Raw genomic sequence first — 21114 nt, forward strand, 5'->3', positions numbered from 1 at the left:
ATTTGTTACTGTAAATTAGTACAATGATTTTGCTTAATATTCTATTATGAATTCCCGTACAATAAGATCCATTTTCATTTCTCGTGAGCCTTTAACTAGAATTGCGTCATTATTCTGAATAATGTTAGCTAAATCACTTTTCAATTGATTAGAATCATTAAAATGCGTGCCTCTTATATTATCTGGCAAAAGCTCATGCAATTCTAACATAAATTTACCAACTGTATAAATTTTATCTATATTATTTTCTGTGACAATCTTAACCAAATCTGTATGAAATTCTATGCTTTTATCACCAAGTTCCAACATATCACCAAGCAAAGCTACTTTTCTCTGATTAGAATATGTACTCAAAGTTTTTATTGCAGTTTTCATCGAAGCAGGGCTGGCGTTATAGGAGTCATCAATTAAATGTATATATTTTCTATTGTATTTGACCTTATGAATATTGCCTCTACCTTTCGCTACACTAAAATTCTTAAGTGCAAGTGGTAATTTTGATAAATCAAGTCTGAGGCTTTGCACAACTGCTGCAACAGCAAGTAGCGAATAAGCAAAATGCTCACCTTGCACACGTAAATTACAGTTTATAGTTTGATTATTATTTAGTCTTATTTTTAAATTTAACCTGTCATCGTTTCTTATTATGTCTAATAAGCAAACTTCAGCATTTTTATCTTTACCGAGGCTTATTACATTTCTATTGGCGCATGATGAGAGATAATCATAGTATTTATTATCTCTGTTCAAGACCAAAGTACCGTTATTTTTCGTACCATACAGAATTTCTAACTTCGCTTGTGCAACGTCAAATAGTGATGAAAAATTTTCAACATGTGCAGGTTCGATATTGGTAATAACTGCAATATCCGGATTGCTAATCTTCGATAACTCTTTTATTTCACCAGCTCTATTCATTCCCATTTCAAGGATTAAGTACTGGCAGTTTTTTGGGGCTTTTAGAATCGTAAAAGGCAATCCTATATTATTATTCAAGTTACCTTCGTTTGCATGAGACACTCCATATTGCGATAAAACAGTGTGCAGCATGTCCTTTGTAGTGGTTTTCCCGACACTACCTGTGATTGTGATAACTTTAGCATTAACAAGAACATTTCTAATGTAATATGATGCAATATTATGCAAAGCTTTTAGAGTATCTTGCACAACAATTAGAGGAAAATTTCTATATTTATCTTCACTTACTACCGCAGCAGCAGCTCCTTTTAAAAACGCTTCATGCAAAAAATTATGGCCATCAAAATTCCTTCCCTTGAGTGCAATAAATAAATCACCTTTTTTTATGCTTCTTGTGTCCGCTGAAATATTTAAGTTATGTATCCAATTACAACCATTTATGTCTCTTCCGCCAGTTGCATCAATGATATTATTTGTGTTCCATTTAACCATAATTTAGAGAGTATTCTTTATAATAAATTGAACAATAAAAGTAGCAAAAATACTACATGTTTTAGACAATGTGCAAATAATGGTTGCAATCTCCATAATTTCATCTTATAATGGATATATAAGTTTAAATATTTTTGTCTATAATTAGATATGGTGTAGGGTCTGGTTGTAGGAAGTGCCTTGGAGGTATGTATGTTAACAGGAGAAAATGAAAAATCTACCTCTATATTAGCTAAAGTTGGTAATGTGGCTTCGAGAGTAGGAAGTTTTCTGGGTAGAGGTATAAAAATCCTAGTCAAGGGTGCAGTATACCCTATATGGCCAAAGAATTGGTTTAAGTCCTGGGATGAAATGCGGCACGACATAAAAAATGGCGGGCGTTCTATTATTGGCAACCCACTTGAAGAGTATGATCCACTTATAGAAACCACACAAGCTAGTAAGGATCTTGGTGTACAAATAACAGAGCAAAAGAAAGGGACAGGGAAGGTAGCTTTTTTAGCGTCAAGAACTTTAACGGGGGATGTACCTTACTTAAGTTCAGAGCAATTAGGTGAAATAAAGAAAGAACTGCCGAATATAAATATTTTTAAAGAAGAGAACAAAATTGTAATTGAAGTTGATGTTGAGGGGATTATTCAAGAAATAAAAGATAAAAATCCAGGTATGGATGAAAAAGCAATAAAAAAGTGCGCTCTTGAAGAAATTTATAATAAGGTTGATTGTGATCTCAAAAACTTGGCAAAAATTACTGGCGGAGAATTTAAAATTCATACAGATCCAAAGTTGCTGTATGGTATTGCAGAAAAGTTGTATAATGGATATAATAATCAAAAGCAGCGTTCATCAGAAGTTGCAAGTTCCATGACTGTAAAAAAGTCATCAGAGGAGTTTTTAAATAGTTGGCGGAGTAAAGTTGATAAACATGAAAATATTGGAGGTTATGAGTTATGAGGAATAGGACGAATGAAGTTAAAATGGAGGAGAGATATCACAGCCTAACCGTTCCTGGAGATATGTATCATTTACAACCAGAAGTTATTGCTGCAAGAAGAGCAAATAGAATAGAAACGTTTTCAAAAAAACACCAAATGGACTGTGGGTCAGTTTTGCGTGGACAAGATATACAGCTAAAAGACGTTTCAAGTCTTGAAGATGCTTCTAGCGAAGCAGCAATAAGCTCACCTTCTACACCAAATCATAAGCAAAATAGGAGAGGGCCAGGAATTTAATAAAGTATGGGTAGTACAGCTTATGATGATGCTAACATCTTTGCTCAAATATTAAGAGGCGAATTACCTTGCGAGAAGGTATATGAAAATGAGAGTGTACTGGCTTTTTGTGATAAGTACCCTGACGCGCCAGTTCACATTTTAGTTATACCAAAAAGTCAATATACTTCATATGATGATTTTATTTTAAAAGCTTCTGCGGAGAAAATAGTAAGCTTCTTTCAAGCTGTAAGAGAAATAACACATAAATACAATTTAGAAAAAACAGGATATAGATTAGTTACTAACTACGGTGAAAACGGAGAACAAGTTGTACCACACTTTCACGTGCATATTTTAGGTGGTAAAAAGTTAGGAAAGCATGTAAATTCATAGTGTTATATGTTTTGTTAAATGAGCGAATATTTAACCATAGTAATCTTTATCTGCGTATCAATTGTAGTATCTTTTACTTTAGGTGTATTACCTATGTTCCTTGCAGTCAGTAACCCAGATGGCGAAAAACTTTCTACATATGAGTGTGGCTTTAATCCTTTATCAAGAGCAAGAAAAAGTTTCGACATAAAATTTTACTTAGTTTCAATATTGTTCATAATATTCGATTTAGAAATTGCTTTTCTTTTCCCTTGGGCTGTTTCTTTATCTAAAATAAGCTATTGTGGATTTTGGTCTATGATGATATTTCTTGCAATACTCACTATAGGCTTTATCTATGAGTGGTGTAAAGGTGCATTAGAATGGGAGTAAGTTTATGACAGGTCAAGTTCTATCTAACGATGATTGGAGTCATTATAAAAAAGAAGGGTTTCTTGTCACTAAATTTGGTGATTTAACAGATTACGTAATGAATTGGGCAAGGTCTGGTTCATTGTGGCCAATGACATTTGGTCTTGCATGTTGCGCAGTTGAGATGATGCATACTGCATCCAGCCGTTATGATCTTGATAGATATGGCATAATGTTTCGTGCAAGCCCACGTCAATCAGATGTGATGATTGTTGCTGGCACACTAACTAATAAAATGGCAGCAGCATTGCGCAAGGTTTATGATCAAATGGCAGACCCGAAGTATGTTATTTCTATGGGAAGTTGTGCAAATGGTGGTGGTTATTACCATTACTCTTATTCAGTAGTTCGCGGTTGCGATAGGATCGTACCAGTTGATGTGTACGTTCCTGGATGCCCACCAACCGCTGAAGCGTTGCTATATGGAATGCTATGCCTACAAAACAAAATAAAACGAACTCAAAGTATAAAGCATGGATAAAACTGCAAAGTATATGCAAAAAAAGCTTAAATGCGAGTGTATTCAAAAGGACGACGGTACTATTGTAATATATTCAACTTTAGATGAAATTGAAAAGCACCTATCTTTTCTACGTGATGATGAAAAATGCAGGTTTGAGTTATTAGTTGATATTTTTGGGGTTGATTACCCAAATAGAGAGAAGCGTTTTGAGCTAATATACAATTTGCTCAGCATTGTGTATAACACTAGAATACATATAAAGCTTAAGTTATATGAGAGTGATATGCCTACAAGCGTAGCGAAGATATTTAGTACGGCTTCGTGGTTTGAACGCGAAGTGTTTGATATGTATGGAATAAAGTTTTTGGGTCACCTAGACTTACGTAGGATTTTAACGGACTATGGATTCAAAGGTCATCCAATGTTAAAAGATTTCCCTCTCACTGGTTATGAGGAAGTAAGATATGATATAGAGGCAAAAAAGATTGTATATAATCCTATAGATTTACCGCAAGATTTTCGTATGTTTGATAGCTTATCCCCTTGGGAAGGTAAAGATACAAAAGTAAATACAAAGGAGTAGAAAATGACAGCACAAAGAAAAAAAATATCTTTGATTGGCGCAGGAAATATCGGTGGAACGCTTGCCCATATTATTGCACTAAGAGAGCTAGGAGATGTTGTTTTGCTTGATATCAGCAATGGAATACCACAAGGTAAAGCGCTTGATATTGCAGAATCATCTCCTATTGATGGGTTTAATGTCAATATTATTGGTACAAATAGGTATGAAGATATAAAAAACTCTGACGCAATTATAATAACAGCAGGCATTGCTAGAAAACCTGGAATGAGCAGGGATGACCTTCTGCAAACTAATGCTACAGTAATGAAAGAGGTTGGAGAAAATATTAAAAAACATTCTCCAAACGCATTTGTAATAGTGGTTACCAACCCTTTGGATGCTATGGTTTCAGTGGTACACAAATCTTCAAATCTGCCAACTAATATGATTGTTGGTATGGCAGGAGTGCTTGATTCTGCTCGTTTTCGTTATTTTCTTGCAAGTGAGTTAAATATTTCTATTGAAGATGTATCTGCTTTTGTGCTTGGAGGACATGGTGACACTATGGTACCACTAATCAACTGTGCCTCCATTGCTGGCATTCCACTTATCCAAATTATTAATATGGGTCTCATCACACAGAAAAAAGTTGATGAGATAGTTGAGCGTACACGCAACGGTGGAAAAGAAATAGTTGATTTACTCAAATCTGGATCCGCATACTATGCTCCTGCATCTTCAGCCATATGTATGCTAGAATCATACTTAAAAGACAAAAGGCGTATATTACCATGTGCTGTTTATCTTAATGGTGAATATGGCGTGAAAGATTTGTTTATTGGTGTCCCTGCTATTATTGGCAAAAATGGAATTGAAAAAGTTCTAGAAGTTAAAATGAATGATAGTGAACAAGAGATGTTCAATAAATCTGTGAATGCAGTAAAAGAGCTGGTAAATCTAATAAAATTCTAATAATTATTTAAGAGAAATTTATAATGAAAGTTTATAGACACAATGTATCTGTAATAAAAGAAGCATTGAATTTTTGGAAAGGAGAAAATCTAATTAGTACAAAGCAGTGTGATGAATTAAACAGTAGCCTAAAGGTCATTGGTTTTGATTGAGAAAAGTTTACTATCTTTATTATCCCTTTCGCGATACTTTTCCTTATTATTGCATCTACTGGCTTTATAGAAGGGCTAATAAAGTACTTTGAAAATAATAAAATGATGGTGAGCTTCATTGTAGCAGCATTGGATATCCTATTTTATGCATCTGGAGCCTATAGTAAAATAAAGTGGCCAGAAAAATTTTATAGCAATAACGGATTGCTTTTTTAGGGGTTTTGTTTACCCCTTGTACAATTCTGATATTTTTTGCTGCACTATATGGAAATGAGATTAAGCCTGATATTATAGGTAGGTATTTTCTTAATGTGACCTTAATTTCATGCATACTATATGTAATATTAGGTATTTTACTAAAATCCAAATTAATTTGGTGTTTTGCATTGATTGCTCTTGGACAATGGGTAAGCCTTCTTGGAGAGAACGGTTATTGGCTAGAAATGAGTTTAAATGTAAGGCTCATGCTATACGGGATTTTACTGACTACCTTATCAAAGCTAATTAAACGAAATGCAAGAATTTCATTTTTACATAGGACAATTTTAGTAACCATAGGCGTCAAGTTAAGAGAGTACACCCAATATAGCAACTATTTAAGGTTTATTTGTTATATTTATTTTTTAAGAAATCTTGATCTAAAATAAGATAATTTTTTTTAAAGAGTCTATAAATTACTAATTTTATCGTTTAATGTCTAAAATAATTTTTACCGCTTCTCTTCTTTCTTATGCCACTTTTCCTTAACTTGACGCGTATGGTTTATTTAACACTCCCCTTTCTAATAGTAATTTTTGCGTCAAAATGCTCCTCAAATGCATCAACTCGGTCCTGTGATTTCTTCTTCACTCACTCGTTCAGCACTTGAACTACCCAATTGAGAATCTGGCTTTATTTCCTGAGCTTTCTCATTAACTTTTTGTTTTACCTCTTTTATGTCACTACCAATTGCCATAATTGCAGATTGAAATTCATCCATAAGAATGTGAAATCCTTTCTTTTTAGATTCTTCCGTGTCTTTAGATCTTTCCATATCTGCTACATGAGTACTAAGACCTTTGTTCATAAGTCTGCTCATGTCATCTTCTGAAAAATTTTCAATGGTTCCATTCTTTACTAACTCTTGTATAGCAGATCGCTGCCCTTCATTTTGAAGCATTTCTAATATTTTTTTCCTATCAGCAAGGTCTTCTTTAATGTTAACGTCTGTACTATCTTTAAGACTAATGTTTGCAATAGCTTCAAGCACGTTTGTTTTTAATCTACTAAAGTTATTCTCTCTTGCTTGAACTTTAGGTAATTTATCTATTACATCCTTACTTGAACTTTTCACTGCTTTTCCTGCCTCAATCGCTCCTTCTTTTATTTTTTCCCCTGCCTTTCCTATACCTATTCCTACATAACGTGCTCCAATAGCTACAAGCGCTATTAATGTAGCAAGTACAATAAGCGGAGAAAATGCTACTCCCAATACTATTCCGGTAGAAGCTATTCCAATTTTTTTATTTGCAGATGCTGATTTAAAATAATTGACTAGATTGTCCAGCGGACCTTTATTATTATTTATAACATTACTTATTGCTTCATGCTCAACGGATTGTAATACTTTCTCTATGATTTCTGGCTTGATATCTTCAGGTTTTAAATTTTCAAGCGCTTTTTCAATGAATTTTATAAAAAATTCTTTATTTACCTCCTTTTGCAAGCCTTGGTCATTAATCGCTAAACTTAAACCTTCGAGATTCATTGTTTCAACTTGTTTTGATAGGGCTTCAAACAACTTCCCTTTTTCTTCCTGTGGAGATTGTGCAATGCTTTCTATTGTATCTAAAATAGTTTTTCTTAGTTTTGGGTAGTCAATGTCAAAAAACGTACTGTTTGTAGGTGCCATATTCAACTTTATCAACTATAAATATGCCTAATTATATATACTAATTATTAATTATATTATAATAGATATGAGATAATTAATATAATAACCTCTTTACCAAATATAGAATTTGTATTAAAATATCTAGATTACATGAAATTAAGGTACTTTATGGGTGAAAAAAAATTAAAAGCTGCTGTGGTTTTATCAGGGTGTGGTCACCTTGACGGTGCAGAGGTAAGAGAAGCGGTTTTAAGTCTGCTTGTGCTTGATCAGCAGGAAGTGAATGTTAAATGCTTTGCACCTGATATCAATATCACACAAGTTATGAATCATAAAACAAAAGAGGCAACAAAAGAAAAAAGGAATGTACTTGTAGAAGCAGCAAGAATCGCAAGAGGCGAAATATATGACTTAAAGGAAGCCAAAGCTGAAAATTTTGACATGCTAGTCGTACCTGGTGGATACGGGGTTGCAAAAAATTTGTCTGACTTAGCTGAAAATAAAGACATGGTAACAGTAATGCCTGAATTTGAAAGATTAGTTTCAGAATTTTTTGTTACAAAAAAGCCGATAGGAGCGATATGCATATCTCCAGCCATCATTGTTTCAATTTTAAATAGCAAGATAGGTAAAGAAGAAAGTAAGGTTAAGGTCACTATAGGAGATGACAGAGAACAGTTGATAGAGAAGCTTGGTGGTGAACACATAAAGTGCGATACAGGGTTATCAATAGAAGACGAAGAACATAATGTATTTTCCTGTTCTGCTTATATGCGTAGCGATGAAAGTATATACTCCGTATATCAAGGGATAAAGCATATGATTGACAGCATGGTAAAAAAGATTAACAAAAAAACTAAACAGCCATTCGGGAATGTTTAAAAAAGCATAGGAGTCAAATTAAGGAAAAGTGTAAGTAAAGAGTGAAGGAAAATAATAAGGTATAAGTTTTCCTGGATATATGAATGAGAGAACTTGCAATATAGCTTGCTTATAAAAAGACCTTAATGAATTCTTTAATGAAAAAGCAGACAAAATCTCAATTACAACAAGGTTTATAATTGAGATTTTAGATTTACTGAAGAAGCAGTGGAATTTATGAAAAGAATGAATCTGTGGTTCTCTTTAAAAATATCTTGCAAAGAGATTTTTAGAAAACGAGGTATTGTTAGGAAAAGAAGCAAAAATTAGAGTAAGAATTATATGTCAGAAACTAACTGAATATGGCCAGAAGAAGGAAAGCTAATAGATTAGCGAGATCGCAAGGATATACATCCTCTACAAGAATTGTTAAACTGGTCAATACTAATGTTCCAGAAAATAAAATTAGTGCTGAGCAATAGAGTAAGGTGGCAAATTATTTAAATTGTATAAAAGCCATATCAGACTTGATAAGCTACCGTGCAGAGTATTATGTGAACTATATGCTAAATTGTGCGCAATTCTTATATTTCACGGCATAGTTGGTTGCACAGAAGTGAAAAAGAATACAGTTTAACAAAGGCATTTATTGAGCTAAAAAGACGGGTTAGAGAGTTATTTTTAGCACTAAAGAATAAAGTTAATAGTTTGAAAATTTTTCTTAAACATAACTTGGTCACGATTTTCATTAAAAGATAAGTACAGAAAAACTAGAGTATCTACCTAACTTCCCTGAATTCGCTCACAATCTCTTAACTTGACGCCTATGGTTTATTTTACACTCCCATTTAAGGAGCCTATCTGTACACAGTATCCTTTAATGTAAATGTTCATGTGATTCCATAGATAATCTTTGTTTTTTTATTTTATCTGTCCAGTTATCATTTCCTATATCTTGTTCAACAATTGCCTTATCTACCTTCTGATGAATTGCATTAACCGCACCTTTTTTTTCGTATATTTCGCTTTTCCCTTCAATAATTAAATTGGTAAAAATATTTACGACACACTGCACTTGATTATGATTAACCTGACCTTTTATCAAAGAAGGTAAAGAGCCTATTACTCCTGATGCTTCTTTATCTTGAGATGAAATCCCTAAATTATCTGCTACTTCACTTATTAATAACTCTCTGTTTTCTTTATTATCTTCCAATTTAGCATAATCACTCAATAGATCCATAGCGGTAGACACCTTGATTGCAACAAAATCATTAACATCTTCTAGAGCAACTCCTGATCCCAATAACCTCCCTCTGAGATTTTTCCTTAAAAGATTGATAAATTCTTCATTTGCATCTGATCCTGTGGTTGATATCGTACCATCCAAATAGTTACTTACTTTGATTTGAGTACCTAAGTCATGCTCTATTTGTATTTTTGTCTCATGTTTAAATCCTAATTTTGCACAGAATGTCTCAAAATATTCTTTAATAATATCAAACAAGCTCTTGCCATTATCTTTATAGTTTTTCAACTCTTCAGGAATAGTAAGTGACAATTTACCTTCTTTATATGTTATAACATCTTTGCCATCTCGAGATTCAAGTGTGAATTCTAATGAGCTAGATAGGTCACATATTTTCTCTTCTGGATTATCAAACGTAGTTATAGGCATTGCCATATCAGACTTCACTTTTATGCAGTTGTGGTCAGTACAGTAAATGTTTAGCGCTTTTTTAGGACTGTGTGGAGTTAAGTTACAACTACTGAGTGCGGCATGAGATTCATTAAATATACCAGCTCCATACCCTGCTTGATTACAATTGGTGACTAACTCTTCTAAAATAGCATCACTTGGAACTTCTGCCTCAGCGTATCTAAACATTTTCTTGAAAATTTCCTTTGCTAATGCACGGTAATCTTTTTTGGAGAATAGATGATAAGAGCTTCTCCCTGCGTTATAAAATCTCTCAAATTCCTTTCTATATTCATCAATTTTTTTCTCATCAGCAACTGTAGGGCTATTACAATGATTTTCCCAAACTTCAGATAGTCTATCTTGATCAAGTTCCTTAAGTGCTGGTTCCATAAAAGCTTTACCTTCTTCAGAGAGATTATCAAAATTATCACGGTTAAAAATCTCATTTTTATAATCTTTAGCTCCTTCCTTAAATGCAATAATAAGATTTTTATCTATTTCTTTTCCGTTAATAATAAAATTCATCCTTTGAAAATCTAAGAACATTGTTTCACCAGAATTTGCTAATTCATTATCTTGATCTGCTCTTAATTTACTAAAATTGAACTCTTTAGCTGTGGCCTTTAATCTAACTACTGGACTCTTATTATTTTTTCCTTTTGCCTCTTTCATAAATAACACCTTACTGTAAATATGTTGTAAGTTGTATCATATAATGATGAATAATTTGGTAATATATTAAGAAAATCGACAGTATATTTCTTTATTTAAGAGGTGCAGGAAAGGCGCAGATTTCTCTTTCCATTTGTAACATGCTGCATTAATATTTACGTATTAATCTAGAAAATAGTGATGAATAATATTGTAATTGTTGGTCTGCAATGGGGTGACGAAGGCAAGGGTAAAATAGTAGATTATCTTTCTGAGAATGCAGATGTGGTTGTGAGATTTCAGGGAGGAAATAATGCAGGTCACACTATAGTAGTAGATGATGAGGTTTATAAATTAAATTTACTGCCCTCTGCTGTTCTGAGGTCAGGCAAAATATCTATCATAGGAAATGGCGTTGCTCTCGATTCACAAGCTCTAATCTCAGAAATAGAATCATTGAAAGTTAAAGGGGTAGACATAAATCATAATAATTTGATGATATCTGAAAGCTGCCCATTAATACTCAGTGTACATAAAGATAAGGAAAAGCTGTTTGAAGATTTAAACGGAAATTGCAAAATTGGCACAACAAACAAAGGGATAGGGCCATGTTATGAAGATAAAGTTGGCAGGAGAGCTATACGCCTTTGTGACTTAGAAAACGCAGACGAGCTCAATAAAAGAGTGGATACTCTTTTGAATTACCACAATGCTATCAGAAAAGGCTTTGAATATCAGGTAGTTGAAAAAGAAGAAATATTAAAGGAAATTCGACAGATTTCAGGAAAAATTCTTTCATATAAAAAACCTGTGTGGAAGGTGCTAAATGATTTTATGAAAGAAGGCAAGAAAATAATATTTGAAGGTGCTCAAGGCACATTTTTAGATATTGACCACGGAACTTACCCTTTTGTTACTTCAAGTAATACTGTAGCATCGCAAGCGATAACAGGCTCAGGATTATCCTCCAATGCTCACATTATTGGTGTAGCAAAAGCGTATACAACAAGAGTGGGTAATGGTCCATTTCCTACTGAACAAAATAACGAAATTGGAGATAGCTTATTTTCTATAGGCAAGGAACTTGGAACAGTAAGCAATAGAAGAAGGCGCTGCGGATGGTTTGATGCAGTTTTAGTGTGCCAGGCTGTTCAACTCTCTGGAGTTTCAAGCATTGTATTAACCAAATTAGATGTTCTTGATTCTTTTGATACAATTAAAATATGCACTAGTTACAAGTATAGTGGAAAAATGTATGATTATTTACCCGCATCACATTCAATACAAGAGGAATTAGAGCCGATATATGAAGAGTTTCCTGGCTGGAAAGAAAATACTCAAGGTAAAAGGTCGATTGAAGCATTACCTATCAATTTAATAAAATATATAGACAGGTTAGAAAAATTAATAGGTGTACCAATTCATCTAATTTCAACTAGCCCAAAAAGAGAGGATGTTATTAAGCTTAAAAATCTATGAAGATGTCTTGTTAACTTTTATCTAATAAAAAATGATACTTGTGTGACTTCAAACAATCTATTATGCAAAGTAGCAGTGTAAAAATACAGTGAGCAGTGTGATTTTTCTTAAATATATGTTGATTATTATAATATAAATATAGTTGAAGGAGATATATTATGATTGCAGGTTTGACTAAGGGAGATAAAGCAGTAGAGGCAGGAAAAATAGGTGATCAATTTGAAAAGCATTTTTGTATAGGACCAACTTCACTGAATAGGGAAGTTTATTACTCTACACTTATCTACCATACATTCAAAGAGTTATATTCACAATTAGATAATATCTCTCATGCTAATAAAACGAGATCAGAAAAAGAAATAATCAATTTTTATGTTCTACCTCAATTTGCACATTTTAAAGAAATTCTTGATGAAGGTATAAAAAAAGATCCTTTGTTTGCAAATTCTGCTATTGTGAAGTTTTGCTACTCAATTATAAAAGATAATAAATTGTTTAAAGAATTAGAAGAAGCGAGTATTCCTGCAAAAAACTCTAGTGTAAAGGCAAGGATAAGCCTTCAACTGAAAAATCTTAAAGAAAAAGTGTGGCTCTTAAGAAAACTAAAGGAAAAAAAGAATTTCACTTACGTGCAGAGGGCTTTTGGGGATGAGTGGAGTTTTTATGACTTAATAAACGATAGAGATTTCAAACAAACGTACATAGATAAAGCAGTAACAGAGTCTGCTAATAAGAGCTTTGAGGAAGATATAAATAAATGCATAGAATTGGCAGAGCAGGGAAAAAAAGCTGCAAGTAAATATTTTGAGAGGAAAGACGTAGAGCTTCAAGCTTATTACACAGAAACTGGTAACGATCATAGAGTTTTGAATATTAACCTTATTAATTACGATAAGAGTGAGCCAACAAAGATTAGTGAAGTTTTACAGCAAGAGAAAGATATTAAAGAACTGAATATCTATTGCAATAAAAAACATGAAATACACGCTCATCAAAAAGATAAGGAAAGATATTATGAGTTTAAAGAAGGCGCATGTTATGAAATGACAAGCACTTGGTCTGTAAAGGATGGATTCGGAATGTGTACCATGATTATGAATGTGAGTAGTGATGGCATAACTGAAGTACTAAAATTTAATGGTGAAGATTTTGTGTCATCAAAGGAGATCCTAGAATTAATAAAGCAAAACGATGAATTATATATTCAAGGTCTCTCCTTATATGATGCTGTAATGCAATCACTAGAAAAGGATAAGGATACTGATGTTGTACCTATTAATTTTCACAATGAATCTATAGTGGCCTATCAAGGTAAGGAACCAGAGGGGAAATTAGATCATAAAGTTGATGCTGATAATAGCCTTCCTTCTATTAATAGCAATGCATCAATTCAATCAGAAGTCAATTTACAGCACACTAAAACTCAACTAGAAATTGCTTCACAACAAATCGGAACTCAAGCAGAAACTAACTCACAACGAATGAATGAATTGATTCCAGATAATCAAATGCTATCTAAAGAAAATGTTGAATTAAAGCAAGAAATAGAAGCAGAAACTAATCAAACAATTGTAAGGTTAGAGAGGCAGGGTAGCAATTTGAAAGATGAACTTGAAGAAGAGAGACTAAAGTTCGACATTGAAGAGTCAGAAAACGAGTACGAGGAATTTCCAGAAGATATACTTGAACTCACTAAAGATGAAGATAATGAGTGCAATGATGATCACATTATAGAAATGCTTGATAGACTAAAAGAAAAAATTCGTGCTGATGGACAAAGGAGCCTCAACGATCAATTTTATATTCTAAAAGGGGGCGTTTCTAGTGAGCCTGATAATGAGTCTTATGTTCCACTGAAAGAAAAGACAACATTACGCAGATCTTTAAGCTTTGATGGCGGATATGGTAGCGATGAGGAAAATTGTGATAATGATTTATCTTCTAACATAAGTTCTATAAGTTCTATTGAGAAGGTGGCAGAGAGTAGAAACGTAGGTAGCTCGCTTTCCTCTTGCATTATGTGGAGATGATTGGGGTTAAGTTGCAAGAGCAATGCTCAAGTAGAATATAAAAATCTCTTGTATTGATAATAGTTTAAAATCTATAGTAGACTGAAAAAGATTATTAAATTATAATACGACAATGATAAAAGACGATAAATCAAAAACAATTTTTGAAGTAGAAGGGGCAGTAACTGCTTTACTACCTGCAGCAGAATTTAGAGTGAAGTTGGACAATGAACGTGAGGTTATCTGTCATGTATCAGGGAGAGTAAGAAGAAGTAAAATACGCATAATTATAGGCGATAGAGTATTAGTTGAGATGAGTGTTTATGATAGAAATGCGAGAAAGGGTAGGATAATTAGAAGGCTTAAAGGTACAAGTGACAGAACGATCTCTAAATAATCTTATTCTCGCTTCATCATCGGAAAGGCGTATAGCTTTACTAAAGCAAGTAAATATTAAACCAGGTTTAATTCTGCCAGCAAACATAGATGAAACTCCTTTGAAGAAGGAACTTCCAAAGGATTATTCAATCCGTATGGCAAAAAGTAAAGCTGAGGGAATACAAAGCTCAAATCCAAGTTATTTTGTGCTTGGTGTTGATACAGTTGTTGCTTGTGGTAGAAGGATATTGTTCAAAGCTGAAAACGTTGAGCAAGCAGAAAAATGCATCCGCTTGTTATCAGGAAGAAGGCATAGAGTATACACCAGCGTATGTCTATTAACTCCCGATCAATCCAAACAACATATTAGAACTGTGGTTACAATAGTGAAATTTAAACGTCTCAGTGAGCAAGAAATTAAGTACTATTTAGCATCAGAAGAGTGGAAAAATAGGGCAGGAGGATGCAATATACAAGGCCTAGCTGGGATGTTCGTATTGTTCTTACGCGGCTCCTATTCTTCCGTTATCGGATTGCCGTTACACGAAGCCTATTGTTTACTAAGTAATTATTTTAGTCTTAATAACAATTAGTTGGTTTCGTCCCTAATTAGCGGTGGTGCGAGTTTTTGTCAGCATTTTCTCGTTCTGCTAATGTTTTTTCTAACCATTGATGTATAGGTTTATCATGTTTTATTTGTCCCAGGAATGGATTTTTTGAATTTGTAACAAGAGTGCTTGCGATTTGTCGTGCTGGTCTTTTTAATCCTTTACCTGGCTTTCCTAATGCCTCTCTTAACTCGTTCATTACTTGGCCAGCTGGATCAATAGGTTGACCAACTGGCTCATTACGAACCTTGTTAGAACTTACTTCAATTTTTTCCTCAGCTTCAAGCTCTCTATTTAACGTTTCCTTAAATTCATCGTTTCTACTTTTAAAAGCTGCCACTGTTTTTACATCTGCTAAATCGTCTTTTTGCAATTCAGACTGAATTTTCTCTGGTGTATTAAAACTAGTTTCTTTAACATCTTCGTTAATTCCTTCTTCAGACTCTTGTCCACTCCTGCGAGAGCTTTTCTGTGATCGAGTGTCACTACCTTGTTCAACATCTATCAAACTCTCCTTACTTCCATCAATGTTCACCGAAGATAGAGGTTTGCCACCATCGTTCTCTCTTTTTTCTACAATATTACCTTGACCATATTTTTTGGATAGTTTTCCCTCTAGTGCATCCAGGTTTTGATTATCTTCTTTACCTTCAATTTTATCCTTTAGCCACTTACGTATAGTGTCATATTGTTTACCTTCTCCTATCTTTTCTAAAACGTTTTCTGAGAATGAATCTTTAGAAATATTTTCTTTAGTAACCTGTTGTTCTGGTTCTGTTAATCCTCCATTTGGTTTTTCCAATACTTCTTTTAGCTCACCCATCACTTGATCAGCTGGGTTAGTAGGTTGAGCACTTTTTAACTTTTCATCAATTGACTCATTTGATGTTTTATGAGTTTCACTATCGTGATTCTCACTATTTTGTCCATGCTTTTGCGATGATTTGTCTTCCTTTTGGTGATTTAACTTCTCTTCCTCAAGCTTCTGGGTTAAATCTTCAGGATCCACTTTAGATTGTCCATGATTGGCATGAGTTGGAGATGAATAGCCCGAGTCACTTTTATTATTGAGCGCTGTAGTAGAAAGCGGCTGTCCACCTTCTTGTTGCGGAGTTTTAGGTTGTTGCTGATTATTAGGTGTTTGCTCACTTCTATCTGGTTTTCGGCTTCCAGGTACAGCATGCCCAAATGTAGCAAATATAGGATTGTCATACCGTTCATCCTCTTGCCTATTATCTTGATTGTGGATCACAGACTTGGTGAAAATAGTACTTTTTGAAGGATCAGAAGATGGAAATCTGTAGCCGTTTCCACCTGATAAAATAGTTCGCTGATACTCACCTTTTTGCTGATCATTAGGTAGTGAACTAGTTCTGAGCGGTGGTGATGGTGGAGTTCTTTTGCTCTGTGAGTTCTCTGCAAGAGGGGACTGAAAGTTTTCTAAACTTTCTTTTCCGTCTGGTTTTCGGCTTCCAGGTACAGCATGTCCAAATGTAGCAAATGTAGGATTGTCATACCGCTCATCCTCTTGCCTATTATCTTGATTGTGGCTTAGTGTACGATGTGTTTGAACACCAATATTTTTACTGTTACTTTCTATAAAAGTTTCTGATGATTGTTGATTCTCTTGTTCTCGTCCTTTCTTCCTGAATTGTATTTGATATAAGAATAACCCACCTATTTTTACGTCTTTGTTTGCTTTTAATTCCTCTGCAGTAATACCATTACGTTCAGTAAGATCTACACCATCTTTATCAATCTTGATTTTGATGGTACATTTCTTTCCATTTTTATCATGCCAATTCAAAGTCATTTCATATGAACCATCAGTTACAACATAATGCCTTATTTTTTTCCCTCCTTCCTCGGCAACAAAACCGTGCATTCCGCTCTTTCCATCGCTGTGCAACGTTGAAAATCCCGAAATTCCATTCTTCTGACAAAAATCACTATTTAAAAACTCGCTGATTTTAAACTCTTTTTTATTATTTTTCAATTCGATACTTGCGTGGTCACCGTATATTGAAATTTCTTTAACACCATCATTAACATCACCATAAATATACTCATTCAATATCTCTTTAGCTTTTCTTTGAAGCCCTTGTCTATCTTCTTTTATCTTGTTGTGTTCTTGAAGGATCACTTTACACGCTTCATTTTTGTCTTCATCTTCATCCAAATTCCAGGTGGAGTGCTTTATTAGAAACTTTACTGCGTTAAAACCAACCCTAGAATTATAAATTGGATTGTCTTCCTTTTTTATTTCATCAAATAAAGTAAAAAATCCTCGAATGAATTCGTGATACTGTTGTGTGTTTTGAGTATACATATTTTCCCTCACTAATAACCCTCTGCCTTTTAGCCTTAGCTAATATAATTATCAAGAGAATTGGTTGAGTTTTTATTAAAGGAGGTTGTATTGCTAACGTGGTGACACTAGCTATAGCTCCATCCTATGACTTGTAAAAAAATCTGGATCAATCCCCCGTGACGCTGGAATGATAACTTAAAATATCACTTATAATTAGCTATAAACATATTTTTCAGCCTAAATTGCTTTAGCTATAGCGCTTCTTTTGCAACTTCAAATATTTGTTACTCATAGTAAATACTTCTGGATCTTGAGAAGTGAGTTTGAGTATAGCAAATATGTTAATAAATAGCAAAGCAGCAATCGAGATATCAGCGATGTCCCAGAGTAGCTTAACTCCACCGATTGCACCAAGTGGAATGATTAAGGTAAAAACTATAGTCCAGATTTTAGTGTATTTATTATGCATAGACACATAACGTATTGTTTGTTTTGAACAAAAAAACCAAGTAAAAATAGTAGTAAAGGCAAAGCAAAACATTATGGCCATAATTAAACAGTCAATATAGGGCCAATTCATAGCTTTTCTAAAAGCAAATATGCACATGTTAGTGCTCTCTAAATCAGTAATCCAAGAATCTGTGACAAGTAGTACCATTGTCGTAATGAACACTATAAGTGCAACTATAAAAGGCGATATTATTGTGATTAGGCTCTGCTCAATGATAAATTTATTATTGTTTTTCTTAGGAACAATTGAAGAGTGAACGATACCTTCGAGGCCAAGCCCTATATCTGTTGCAAAAATACCTCGCAGAGTTCCTACTTGAATAATAGTCAACATTTCTAAAATCAAACCCAAAGATAAACCAGAGTTAAAGCTACTAGTTGTAAAAAAAGTGCTTGTTATTAGTTTTAGAGAAGGAAGAATATTTTCACTAAACTTAAATAATATGATACCGCAAAGTGTGAGGTAACTCACCGTCATTATCGGTATCATAGCCGATATAAAAATTTTAATTTTTTTTAAACTGAGAGCTGTAACAATAAAAAATATTATAGCCATTACAATGCCGCCAATGACTACAGGTACATCTACCATGCTGAGTGGTATTGATAGAGAATTTACTTGAACAAGGTTACCAACTGTTATTGAAGCTATTATCATAACAACTAGAAAAACAATTGTAGCTTTGCTAGAGTTAAATGCATCAATTATGTAGGCTACAGGGCCACCTATAAACCGTCCATTTTTTTCCTTTCTGGTTTTTATACTTAGATAACAAGTAACATATTTTATCACAGAAGTGATAACAATAATTATTACCATCCATAAAATAGAGCCCGGTCCTCCGGTTTTTAGAGCAACAGCAGTTCCTGAAATATTTCCTACTCCTAAATTTCCTCCTAAGATTGTAAACAGGGCAGCTATAGAAGAAAATTTATTTCCTCCTTTTTTAGCTCCAAGGAGTGAAAGGGCGTATGGTAATCTAAATATCTGTAACCATTTTAATTTAACCGATAAGTAAACACCAGCGATTAGTATGAGTAATATTGTTGGCAGTAATAAGACAAACTTTACTGTATCCATCTGTAAAAGTCAGATTTTCACTTGAGTATACAACAAAAGTTGAAAATACCTAACCTATTTTTTGTTTCTGCATCCTAGCACTATTATCTTGCCATTTAAGTAGCTGATACTGGGACCAGTTTTCTATGTCAAAAATTTCCTTAAAAGACAAATACAGAAAAACAAGAATATCAACTTTGAGTGCACTAAATTTGCTCATTTTCTCTTAACTTGACGCATATGCTTTTTTGAACATTTTCAACATTCCCTCATTAATCTAACTCTATTCAGATTAACTTCATAATGTTTCACAGGGGGATCTTTAAGAATTTAATAATATACCCCATATTGCAATAGTTGTGGTCAAGGCACTGGAATCTGGTAGGCCTAAATGCAGTATTCATACAGTTATGCTATAGCTTATAAAGATGACAAAGCTTCAAAAAAAGGCTAATATAGTGAAAAAGCTTTATGAAAATTAGAGTTGGAGTAATAGGCTGCTTAGGCAGAATGGGTAAGAAAATACTCAATGAATTAATTACGAATACCAAAGTGGAAGTAGCAGGTGCTGTTACTCGCTTGGGCAGTGAGTGTATAGGCTTAGATGTTGGGTCTATTGTAGGCCATAGCTCTGGTTTGGGAATTAAAGTTACAAGTTCTATTAATGATGTATTTGAGTTATCCGATGTTGTGATAGATTTTACAACTAAAGAATGTATGCTAGACTGTCTTAAGGCGGCTGTGAAATTTAAAAAACCGCTAGTTAGTGGTACAACTGGAATAGAAGGTCTCAATTTAAAAGAGTATGCTGCTGAAGTTCCAATATTATGGTCAGCAAATATGAGTGTTGGAGTTAATGTGTTGCTGAAATTAGTAAAAGAAGCTGCCAAGCTTTTAGGTAATGAGTATGACGTTGAAATTTGGGAAATGCATCACAATTTAAAAAAGGATTCACCATCTGGAACAGCTATAGAGTTTGGTAAAGCAGTTGCTAACGCTGCAAAAGTGGATTTTGAGCTCAATCAATATTCACATAATAATTCAAATATAAGAGGGAAAGGAGGAATAGGCTTTGCAGTATCTCGTGGAGGTGGAGTAATAGGAGATCACAGTGTCATGTTTGTTAATTTCGATGAACGAATAGAATTAAATCACAAAGCAATTAATCGTACAACGTTTGCTAGAGGGGCGGTTCAAGCAGCAATATGGTTGTGCGAGAATAAAAAGGAAATACCAGGACTTTATTCAATGCAGGATTTAGTATGAGCGATAAATACGCCTTCGTTAAAAATTTAAATCTTTGGTATGGCTCTAAACAAGTTTTATTCGATATAAATTTGAATATTTGCAAAAAGAAAGTCACAACTTTTATCGGACCTTCTGGGTGCGGTAAATCGACATTTTTGCGTTGTTTTAATCGTATGAATGATTACGTACCTGGATGTAAAGCGACCGGTGAGCTGGCAATCGATGGACTGGGTAATATATATTCACGTGATATGGATGTCGTATTGCTCAGAGCAAAAGTTGGTATGGTATTTCAAAAACCAAATCCTTTTCCAAAGTCAATATATGATAATGTTGCTTATGGGCCTAAATTGCATGGCATGGTGAAAAATAAGCAAAAATTAGATGAAATAGTAGAAAGTAGTTTAACTAAAGTTGGTTTATGGGAAGAGTTGAAAGATAGATTGCAAGATAGTGCACTCAATTTATCTGGTGGCCAGCAACAAAGATTATGCATTGCTCGTGCAATTTCAGTAAAGCCAACTATTTTGTTAATGGATGAACCATGCTCTGCTCTTGACCCAATGGCAACCAATGCAATCGAAAATCTTATACAAGAGTTGAAATTGAGGTTCACCATAATTATGGTAACTCATTCAATGAAGCAAGCTAAGAAATTATCTGACAGTATAATTTTTTTCTGCAACGGCAAGATTGTTGAATCCGGAAGTACTCAAGAAATATTTGAAAATGCTCAATCTCCCTTAACGAAGGAGTATATCCTAGATCATTAAAAGCCTATCATAAAAAAACGCTCTGGAATTATATAACATTCAGAAAAAAAAGTTGACTTTTCATGGCAACA

20 protein-coding genes and 1 pseudogene are annotated in these 21114 nt (G+C 33.8%); 16 read left to right on the forward strand and 5 right to left on the reverse strand.

Features of this window, described 5'->3' with window-relative positions:
• Positions 1-33 precede the first annotated feature (33 nt).
• Positions 34-1410 (reverse strand): UDP-N-acetylmuramoyl-tripeptide--D-alanyl-D-alanine ligase, encoded by a 1377-nt coding sequence (locus tag ABLO99_RS06795; protein ID WP_349967340.1) that lies wholly within the window; start codon positions 1408-1410, stop codon positions 34-36.
• Positions 1411-1602: 192 nt separating this feature from the next.
• Between ABLO99_RS06795 and ABLO99_RS06800 the strand changes: the two genes are divergently transcribed.
• Genes ABLO99_RS06800 through ABLO99_RS06835 form a run of 8 tightly spaced genes read left to right on the forward strand, consistent with a single transcriptional unit; the run spans position 1603 to position 5580 of the window.
• Positions 1603-2364, forward strand: a complete 762-nt coding sequence (locus ABLO99_RS06800; RefSeq protein WP_349967341.1) for a hypothetical protein — start codon at positions 1603-1605, stop codon at positions 2362-2364.
• On the forward strand, positions 2361-2642 hold the full coding sequence (locus ABLO99_RS06805; protein ID WP_349967342.1) for a hypothetical protein: 282 nt from the start codon (positions 2361-2363) through the stop codon (positions 2640-2642). Before ABLO99_RS06800 ends, ABLO99_RS06805 begins: the two co-directional genes overlap by 4 nt.
• Positions 2643-2648: 6 nt before the next feature.
• Positions 2649-3017, forward strand: coding sequence for an HIT domain-containing protein (locus ABLO99_RS06810; protein ID WP_047759724.1), 369 nt, complete (start codon positions 2649-2651; stop codon positions 3015-3017).
• Between the two features lie 18 nt (positions 3018-3035).
• Positions 3036-3389, forward strand: coding sequence for an NADH-quinone oxidoreductase subunit A (locus ABLO99_RS06815; protein ID WP_047759723.1), 354 nt, complete (start codon positions 3036-3038; stop codon positions 3387-3389).
• Positions 3390-3393: 4 nt separating this feature from the next.
• Entirely contained in the window at positions 3394-3909 is a 516-nt protein-coding gene (locus ABLO99_RS06820) for a NuoB/complex I 20 kDa subunit family protein (RefSeq protein WP_114517486.1), read from the forward strand.
• The gene (locus ABLO99_RS06825; protein ID WP_349967344.1) at positions 3902-4474 is read left to right on the forward strand and encodes an NADH-quinone oxidoreductase subunit C; all 573 of its coding nucleotides are present in this window, start codon (positions 3902-3904) and stop codon (positions 4472-4474) included. Before ABLO99_RS06820 ends, ABLO99_RS06825 begins: the two co-directional genes overlap by 8 nt.
• 3 nt (positions 4475-4477) lie before the next feature.
• The gene (gene mdh / locus ABLO99_RS06830; RefSeq protein ID WP_349967346.1) at positions 4478-5428 is read left to right on the forward strand and encodes a malate dehydrogenase; all 951 of its coding nucleotides are present in this window, start codon (positions 4478-4480) and stop codon (positions 5426-5428) included.
• Positions 5429-5451: 23 nt separating this feature from the next.
• Positions 5452-5580, forward strand: coding sequence for a hypothetical protein (locus tag ABLO99_RS06835; protein WP_255351247.1), 129 nt, complete (start codon positions 5452-5454; stop codon positions 5578-5580).
• 820 nt (positions 5581-6400) lie between these two features.
• On the opposite strand, the gene ABLO99_RS06840 is transcribed toward ABLO99_RS06835, so the two are convergent.
• A complete protein-coding gene (locus ABLO99_RS06840; protein ID WP_349967348.1) occupies positions 6401-7471 on the reverse strand; it encodes a hypothetical protein in 1071 nt (356 codons plus the stop codon).
• Positions 7472-7621: 150 nt separating this feature from the next.
• Between ABLO99_RS06840 and elbB the strand changes: the two genes are divergently transcribed.
• Positions 7622-8335 (forward strand): isoprenoid biosynthesis glyoxalase ElbB, encoded by a 714-nt coding sequence (gene elbB / locus ABLO99_RS06845; protein ID WP_349967350.1) that lies wholly within the window; start codon positions 7622-7624, stop codon positions 8333-8335.
• A gap of 259 nt (positions 8336-8594) precedes the next feature.
• Positions 8595-9130: pseudogene (locus ABLO99_RS06850) on the forward strand (IS4 family transposase); the annotation flags it as partial.
• A gap of 61 nt (positions 9131-9191) precedes the next feature.
• On the opposite strand, the gene ABLO99_RS06855 reads toward ABLO99_RS06850, so the two are convergent.
• On the reverse strand, positions 9192-10688 hold the full coding sequence (locus tag ABLO99_RS06855; protein ID WP_047759716.1) for a hypothetical protein: 1497 nt from the start codon (positions 10686-10688) through the stop codon (positions 9192-9194).
• Positions 10689-10868: 180 nt separating this feature from the next.
• On the opposite strand from ABLO99_RS06855, the gene ABLO99_RS06860 reads away from it, so the two are divergent.
• The 4 genes from ABLO99_RS06860 (at position 10869) to ABLO99_RS06875 (ending at position 15126) form a co-directional block, all read left to right on the forward strand.
• Positions 10869-12146 carry an adenylosuccinate synthase gene (locus tag ABLO99_RS06860; RefSeq protein WP_047759715.1) on the forward strand — a complete coding sequence of 426 codons (1278 nt, stop codon included), beginning with the start codon at positions 10869-10871 and terminating at the stop codon, positions 12144-12146.
• Between the two features lie 158 nt (positions 12147-12304).
• Complete coding sequence (locus tag ABLO99_RS06865) at positions 12305-14176, forward strand: hypothetical protein (RefSeq protein ID WP_349967353.1); 1872 nt, start codon at positions 12305-12307, stop codon at positions 14174-14176.
• Positions 14177-14288: 112 nt separating this feature from the next.
• Complete coding sequence (gene infA / locus ABLO99_RS06870; RefSeq protein ID WP_047759713.1) at positions 14289-14552, forward strand: translation initiation factor IF-1; 264 nt, start codon at positions 14289-14291, stop codon at positions 14550-14552.
• Complete coding sequence (locus ABLO99_RS06875) at positions 14530-15126, forward strand: Maf family nucleotide pyrophosphatase (protein ID WP_047759712.1); 597 nt, start codon at positions 14530-14532, stop codon at positions 15124-15126. The genes infA and ABLO99_RS06875 overlap by 23 nt, the downstream gene beginning before the upstream one ends.
• 16 nt (positions 15127-15142) lie before the next feature.
• Here the strand turns inward: ABLO99_RS06875 and ABLO99_RS06880 are convergent, their stop codons facing one another.
• A complete protein-coding gene (locus tag ABLO99_RS06880) occupies positions 15143-17470 on the reverse strand; it encodes a hypothetical protein (protein ID WP_153295700.1) in 2328 nt (775 codons plus the stop codon).
• Positions 17471-17699: 229 nt separating this feature from the next.
• Complete coding sequence (locus ABLO99_RS06885) at positions 17700-19043, reverse strand: alanine:cation symporter family protein (RefSeq protein ID WP_047759711.1); 1344 nt, start codon at positions 19041-19043, stop codon at positions 17700-17702.
• Positions 19044-19493: 450 nt separating this feature from the next.
• Between ABLO99_RS06885 and dapB the strand changes: the two genes are divergently transcribed.
• Positions 19494-20288, forward strand: a complete 795-nt coding sequence (dapB, locus tag ABLO99_RS06890; RefSeq protein ID WP_349967356.1) for a 4-hydroxy-tetrahydrodipicolinate reductase — start codon at positions 19494-19496, stop codon at positions 20286-20288.
• Complete coding sequence (gene pstB, locus ABLO99_RS06895; protein ID WP_349967358.1) at positions 20285-21043, forward strand: phosphate ABC transporter ATP-binding protein PstB; 759 nt, start codon at positions 20285-20287, stop codon at positions 21041-21043. The genes dapB and pstB overlap by 4 nt, the downstream gene beginning before the upstream one ends.
• Positions 21044-21114 lie beyond the last annotated feature (71 nt).

The organism is Wolbachia endosymbiont of Armadillidium arcangelii (assembly GCF_040207875.1).
In the GTDB taxonomy this organism is placed as follows: domain Bacteria; phylum Pseudomonadota; class Alphaproteobacteria; order Rickettsiales; family Anaplasmataceae; genus Wolbachia.

Bases quoted from the DNA above. Each gene is read 5' to 3' on its own strand.
- ABLO99_RS06880 (WP_153295700.1), bottom strand. From the start codon at position 17,470: ATGTATACTCAAAACACACAACAGTATCACGAATTCATTCGAGGATTT.
- ABLO99_RS06795 (WP_349967340.1), bottom strand. From the start codon at position 1,410: ATGGTTAAATGGAACACAAATAATATCATTGATGCAACTGGCGGAAGA.
- infA (WP_047759713.1), top strand. From the start codon at position 14,289: ATGATAAAAGACGATAAATCAAAAACAATTTTTGAAGTAGAAGGGGCA.
- ABLO99_RS06860 (WP_047759715.1), top strand. From the start codon at position 10,869: ATGAATAATATTGTAATTGTTGGTCTGCAATGGGGTGACGAAGGCAAG.
- ABLO99_RS06805 (WP_349967342.1), top strand. From the start codon at position 2,361: ATGAGGAATAGGACGAATGAAGTTAAAATGGAGGAGAGATATCACAGC.
- ABLO99_RS06865 (WP_349967353.1), top strand. From the start codon at position 12,305: ATGATTGCAGGTTTGACTAAGGGAGATAAAGCAGTAGAGGCAGGAAAA.
- mdh (WP_349967346.1), top strand. From the start codon at position 4,478: ATGACAGCACAAAGAAAAAAAATATCTTTGATTGGCGCAGGAAATATC.
- ABLO99_RS06885 (WP_047759711.1), bottom strand. From the start codon at position 19,043: ATGGATACAGTAAAGTTTGTCTTATTACTGCCAACAATATTACTCATA.
- ABLO99_RS06815 (WP_047759723.1), top strand. From the start codon at position 3,036: ATGAGCGAATATTTAACCATAGTAATCTTTATCTGCGTATCAATTGTA.
- pstB (WP_349967358.1), top strand. From the start codon at position 20,285: ATGAGCGATAAATACGCCTTCGTTAAAAATTTAAATCTTTGGTATGGC.
- ABLO99_RS06835 (WP_255351247.1), top strand. From the start codon at position 5,452: ATGAAAGTTTATAGACACAATGTATCTGTAATAAAAGAAGCATTGAAT.
- ABLO99_RS06810 (WP_047759724.1), top strand. From the start codon at position 2,649: ATGGGTAGTACAGCTTATGATGATGCTAACATCTTTGCTCAAATATTA.
- elbB (WP_349967350.1), top strand. From the start codon at position 7,622: ATGGGTGAAAAAAAATTAAAAGCTGCTGTGGTTTTATCAGGGTGTGGT.
- ABLO99_RS06855 (WP_047759716.1), bottom strand. From the start codon at position 10,688: ATGAAAGAGGCAAAAGGAAAAAATAATAAGAGTCCAGTAGTTAGATTA.
- ABLO99_RS06800 (WP_349967341.1), top strand. From the start codon at position 1,603: ATGTTAACAGGAGAAAATGAAAAATCTACCTCTATATTAGCTAAAGTT.
- ABLO99_RS06840 (WP_349967348.1), bottom strand. From the start codon at position 7,471: ATGGCACCTACAAACAGTACGTTTTTTGACATTGACTACCCAAAACTA.
- ABLO99_RS06820 (WP_114517486.1), top strand. From the start codon at position 3,394: ATGACAGGTCAAGTTCTATCTAACGATGATTGGAGTCATTATAAAAAA.
- dapB (WP_349967356.1), top strand. From the start codon at position 19,494: ATGAAAATTAGAGTTGGAGTAATAGGCTGCTTAGGCAGAATGGGTAAG.
- ABLO99_RS06825 (WP_349967344.1), top strand. From the start codon at position 3,902: ATGGATAAAACTGCAAAGTATATGCAAAAAAAGCTTAAATGCGAGTGT.